The sequence below is a fragment of the Pseudoalteromonas sp. TAE79 genome (genome assembly GCF_000498015.1).
Classification (GTDB): domain Bacteria; phylum Pseudomonadota; class Gammaproteobacteria; order Enterobacterales; family Alteromonadaceae; genus Pseudoalteromonas.
In genome coordinates, this window is record NZ_AUTL01000019.1 from 1 (window position 1) to 5,580 (window position 5,580).

General features: G+C 40.3%; 4 protein-coding genes and 3 tRNA genes. All 7 read left to right on the forward strand.

Annotation, left to right across the window (positions count from 1 at the left end; translation table 11 throughout):
• Position 1: 1 nt before the first annotated feature.
• Positions 2-78: transfer RNA gene (locus tag L655_RS0100360), tRNA-Asn, on the forward strand.
• 21 nt (positions 79-99) lie between these two features.
• Positions 100-176: transfer RNA gene (locus L655_RS0100365), tRNA-Asn, on the forward strand.
• Positions 177-202: 26 nt separating this feature from the next.
• Positions 203-279: transfer RNA gene (locus tag L655_RS0100370), tRNA-Asn, on the forward strand.
• A 148-nt stretch (positions 280-427) separates the two neighbouring features.
• Positions 428-2,371 carry a GGDEF domain-containing protein gene (locus L655_RS0100375; RefSeq protein ID WP_024603716.1) on the forward strand — a complete coding sequence of 648 codons (1,944 nt, stop codon included), beginning with the start codon at positions 428-430 and terminating at the stop codon, positions 2,369-2,371.
• Positions 2,372-2,583: 212 nt separating this feature from the next.
• Positions 2,584-3,165, forward strand: a complete 582-nt coding sequence (rsxA, locus tag L655_RS0100380; protein WP_008172491.1) for an electron transport complex subunit RsxA — start codon at positions 2,584-2,586, stop codon at positions 3,163-3,165.
• Position 3,166: 1 nt separating this feature from the next.
• A complete protein-coding gene (gene rsxB / locus L655_RS0100385) occupies positions 3,167-3,721 on the forward strand; it encodes an electron transport complex subunit RsxB (RefSeq protein ID WP_007585357.1) in 555 nt (184 codons plus the stop codon).
• Positions 3,722-3,729: 8 nt separating this feature from the next.
• Positions 3,730-5,580, forward strand: a 1,851-nt coding sequence (gene rsxC, locus L655_RS0100390; RefSeq protein ID WP_024603717.1) for an electron transport complex subunit RsxC, incomplete at its 3' end; no start/stop codon positions are given.

The window sequence follows — 5,580 nt, forward strand, 5'->3', positions numbered from 1 at the left end:
TTCCCCCTTAGCTCAGTTGGTTAGAGCGACGGACTGTTAATCCGCAGGTCCCCCGTTCGAGTCGGGGAGGGGGAGCCAAGTTTATGTTTATGATATAGTTCCCCCTTAGCTCAGTTGGTTAGAGCGACGGACTGTTAATCCGCAGGTCCCCCGTTCGAGTCGGGGAGGGGGAGCCAAATCATCATAATATCAGTACTTTAGTTCCCCCTTAGCTCAGTTGGTTAGAGCGACGGACTGTTAATCCGCAGGTCCCCCGTTCGAGTCGGGGAGGGGGAGCCAATTCTAAGAATTTCATAGACATTTCAAGCTATTTCCACTACTCTTCCTTATATAACTAAAGCATTAGTTTAATTCTTTAATGCGCTGTACTTAGTTTATTAATCAAGGACTTGATTCCTTCCCTTTTGATCATTAAAAGACTGAAAACATGGCTGGATTTAAAAAACTTATTTTTATACAAATTACCTCTTGGTTATTGTGTGTTGCAGCAGGAAGCTACTTCATATCTATAAGCTTTGATACTGCGGTAAGTGATGCACAAAAAAATGCACAAACAACTGTTACTAAGTATATTAATGACCTTTCTTTAGACGATATTTCTGCTCAAAATTTAAAACAATCAATTGCAGATGGTAATACGTTTTCAAGCTTTACTCTAAGAGATTACCAAGGTGCTGAAGTATTTAGCATTAACCCCCCTACTCAATTACCAATGTTTGCTGATTTTGTACTCTCTAACTTTAACTCTGTACGCCCACAGTTTGCTGTAAACGATGCCGCAGATATAAAAGTTGAATTTGTACTTAACATTGAGCATTTAGCGTCGCAGCTACAAACTTCCCTTTTTATTGTTATTTTGATTTCTGCCATTTTAGTTATTATTCCAATAATTCTAATGAAATCTATTTTTTACCATTTAAATAAAAATATAAGTACAACAGTTGCTGACATTATCGATATTTATATCAATCAAAACCAACTTGATAATGATTTAGAAGCAGCATTAGATGGCACTCGATTGAAAAAAATGGGAAAAGATTTAGTACCTAGTTTTAATCGGTTATCACATTTTTTAAAAAACAAAAACGAAGACATTCAAAGCGCTGCTATGACTATCAAGCATGAAGCGTACAAAGATGTAATTACCTCGCTTGGTAATCGTAATATGTTTGTTGAGTATTACGAAAAAAATATTGAAAACACTGAGCAAAGTACATTTGGCTCTTTAGCTATGGTTCGTTGTAGCGAACTACAAGCTATAAACCAAAGCCGTGGTTATCAAAAAGGTGACGAGTACGTTAAAGGCGTTGCTGATATTATTAAGCACATAAGCGGCACTTACACGGGTAGCCAAGTATTTAGATTAAACAGCTCTGATTTTGCGGTAGTACTACCCCACATTCCTTTAAAAGAAGCTGAGCGCTTTGGTGAAAACCTGCAATCGCGCTTCACGCAATACCAACAAAACCAAGAGTTAAGCTCGGTAGCTAATACGGGTATTGTAGGTTACGAAAAAGGTAAACCGTTAGGCGAACTGCTTTCTGTTGTTGATAACGCGATGAGCATGGCGCAGTCAAAGCAAGTTAATGCATGGCACGTACAACGCGAAACCGATTTAGTTAATAACGTAAGTGCGGGGTTTGGTAATCAAAACTGGCGTAAGGTTATTAAGGAAGTTATTGAATCTAAGCGTGTGCATTTAGTGATGCAAAACATTATGCCGCTTGGTAAAAGCATAAAAGCCTACGCTGAAGTACAAGTTCGATTTAAAACAGAAGACAATCAGGTACTGCCTACCGCTTCTTTTTTAGCAATGGCCGAAAAACTTGATATGGCAATAGAAATTGATCGCTTAATCATCGACTCTTCTCTTGAAAAAGTTAAAAGCCGTAATTTATCTGAAAAGTTTTTTGGTTTAAACGTAACAGCTTCTAGTGCACACAACGATCAGTTTGTAATTTGGCTAGAGCGCCGATTATTGAAAGATACGCATATTGCATCTAAACTAGTATTTGAGGTAAGCGAGTTTGGTTTACAGCAAAACATCAAGGCTAGTAAGCGCTTTATCGACATGGTTCACCGTGTTGGCGCACGCGTTACAGTTGAACGTTTTGGTGTTGGCTTAACTTCATTTAAGTTTTTCCGCGATTTAAAACCTGACTTTATTAAAATGGATGCAAGTTACACTCGCGGCCTAGAAGACGATAAAAACAATCAGTACTTTATGCGCTTAATGGTCGATTTAGCCCACCGCATTGGTGTTAGCGTATTTGCTGAAGGTGTTGAGAGCCAAGAAGAAAAACACATTATAGAAACGTTGTGTTTAGATGGCGTTCAAGGTTATTACATAGAAAAACCTAAAGACATTTAATTAGTTTTCAATTAATACAAAAAAGAGCATACATTGCTCTTTTTTTGTTTCTGCTATTTGACTAATTCCTTACATCAAAATCACATTAATTTTACAGCCTTGTGATCAATATGTTTGTCCTTGCGTTTATTTAACTGATAACGACTCGCAAATGTTGTTTATCGGGGCAGAAAAAAGGATAATAAGCAGGACTTTAATAGCGTGAGGCACACATGACAGAATATGTCTTGTTATTGATTGGAACCGTTCTGGTTAATAACTTTGTATTAGTACAATTTTTAGGCTTATGTCCGTTTATGGGCGTATCAGGTAAGCTTGATACGGCGATCGGTATGTCTTTGGCAACCACGTTTGTGCTTACCCTTGCCTCTGTAACTAGCTATTTAGTTAATCAATATATTTTAATCCCTCTGGATATCGCTTTTTTACGCACCATGAGCTTTATTTTAGTGATTGCCGTTGTAGTGCAATTTACCGAAATGGTTGTGCGTAAAACCAGCCCTACCCTATATCGCTTACTTGGCATATTTTTACCGCTGATCACCACTAACTGTGCGGTATTAGGTGTGGCTTTATTAAATATCAAAGAAGATCATTCGTTTTTACAATCTGCAGTATATGGTTTTGGTGCTGCTGTTGGTTTTTCTTTAGTGCTTGTATTGTTTGCAGCACTACGAGAGCGTTTAGCAGCTGCTGACGTTCCTACGCCTTTTAAAGGCGCCTCTATTGCAATGATCACTGCAGGCTTAATGTCGATGGCGTTTATGGGTTTTACTGGATTAGTGAAGTTTTAATATGACCTTGTTTTATGCCTTGATAGCGATTGGTTCGCTAGCACTCATTTTTGGACTTATTTTAGGGTTTGCAGCAATTCGCTTTCGCGTTGAAGGTAACCCTATTGTTGAGCAAATTGATACTATTTTACCGCAAACTCAATGCGGACAATGTGGCTACCCGGGTTGTCGCCCTTACGCCGAAGCCATAGCTAATGGCGATGAAATAAATAAATGCCCACCAGGCGGCGAATCTACCATGAAAAAGCTTGCCGGCTTAATGGGGGTTGATGAAAAACCACTTGCCGGTGGCGAGCAAGCAGAACCTATAAAAACAGTGGCTTATATTCGCGAAGATGAATGTATTGGCTGTACCAAATGTATTCAAGCCTGCCCAGTTGACGCTATTTTGGGCGCAACTCGTCAAATGCATACCGTGTTAATTGATGAATGTACTGGCTGTGATTTATGTGTTGAGCCTTGCCCTGTAGATTGCATTGATATGCTACCTGTAGCCGAAACTAAACAAAACTGGAAATGGCAGCTAGACGCTATTCCTGTTACACAAATAGATTAGAGGTTTGAGTGGACAAGTTACTTGAACAAATAAAAAAAGGCACCGTGTGGGCATTTCCTGGCGGCATACACCCACCACAACAAAAATCACTCTCTAATAGTGCGAGTATCACTCGCCTACCTTTGCCCGACAAACTCATTGTTGCGCTTAAGCAGCACATAGGCGCAAATGGTAAGTTACTTGTAGAAAAAGGCCAACACGTATTAAAAGGCCAACCACTAACAGAGCCTGCTGCTAACTGGTCGGTACCTGTGCATGCGCCAAGCTCTGGTGTGGTTACTGATATTGCACCTATGCCATCAGCACATCCATCGGCCCTGCCTGAACTAAGTGTTATTATTGAACCAGACGGCAAAGACGAATGGGTAGCTCTAAATAAAAATAAAAATCCTGCTGAGCTTAGTCATGACGAGCTTATAAATATTATTCACCAAGCCGGTATTAGCGGTATGGGTGGTGCTGGTTTTCCTACATATGTAAAAGCAGATACCAAGCAACCTATCGAATTTTTGATTGTAAATGCAGTTGAGTGCGAACCTTATATTACTGCCGATGACGTTTTAATGCGCGAACACGCTAAAGAAGTTATCCAAGGCATTGAAATAATGCAGCAACTTTTAAACCCAACACTGTGCATTGTGGGTATAGAAGATAACAAGCCTGAAGCTATTGCAGCAATGAAGCAAGCAGCTGAGCATAACTCAAAAATTATTATTCAAACGGTGCCAACTATTTATCCATCTGGCGGTGAAAAGCAATTAATTAAATTACTTACTAACCGTGAAGTTCCTAGCATTGGTATTCCAGCCGATATTGGTATTTTAGTGCATAACACGGGTACTTTGTTTGCCGTACAACAAGCCGTTTATGAAGGTAAACCGCTAATTGAACGTATAGTTACAGTAACAGGCAACACTATTCATAAACCTGGAAATGTATGGGCACTGCTTGGTACTGAAATAAAGCATTTACTTGATTGCCAAGGTTTCTCTCCTGTACCGCAGCAAAGTGTTGTGATGGGCGGCCCAATGATGGGCTTTACACTACCCACAGTACGTATTGGCATAGTTAAAACCACTAACTGTATTTTAGCGCCTGATCATAAAGAGCTAGCGGAACCCGGCCCTGAAAAAGCCTGTATACGTTGTAGCGCCTGTGCCGATGCCTGCCCTGCTTCTTTATTGCCACAACAATTGCAGTGGTTTGCTAAATCAAAAGAGTACGACAAACTACAAGAGCACAATTTATTTGATTGTATTGAATGTGGTGCTTGTGCATACGTGTGCCCAAGCGAAATCCCTCTTGTACAGTACTACCGTATAGCCAAAGTTGAAATTAAAGAACAACAAGCTGACAAAATTAAAGCCGACAGAGCAAAAGAGCGTTTTGATGCCCGAAAAGAACGTTTAGAGCGTGAGCAAGAAGAACGCCAAAACCGCCATAAACGCAAACCTGCTGCTAAGTCTGCTGACGAAAAACAAAAAGTAGCAGAGGCACTAGCCCGCGTTAAAAATAAATCAGATAACGGCGATGAAAAATCAGCTGTTGCTGCCGCTATTGCACGCGCTAAAGCTAAAAAGCAACAAGGCGAAGAACTAGAGCCAGATAACAGCGAAGTAGCAAAAGAACGCGCACTACGTAAAGAACAAGCGCGTAAATATAAAGAGCAAAAATCGCAAACAGATGAATCGGCCGAGACTACACCCGTTGATGATAAAAAATCAGCAGTCGCTGCAGCCATTGCTCGAGCTAAAGCTAAAAAAGCAGCACAAGTATTAGATAACGCTGAGCAAACAGTGAGTGAAGAGCCACAAACTGATGCCCCCGTTGATGACAAAAAATCAGCGGTAGCTGCAGCC

Excerpts from the sequence above, each read along its gene's own strand:
- rsxA (WP_008172491.1), top strand. The coding sequence starts at position 2,584 with ATGACAGAATATGTCTTGTTATTGATTGGAACCGTTCTGGTTAATAAC.
- rsxB (WP_007585357.1), top strand. The coding sequence starts at position 3,167 with ATGACCTTGTTTTATGCCTTGATAGCGATTGGTTCGCTAGCACTCATT.
- L655_RS0100375 (WP_024603716.1), top strand. The coding sequence starts at position 428 with ATGGCTGGATTTAAAAAACTTATTTTTATACAAATTACCTCTTGGTTA.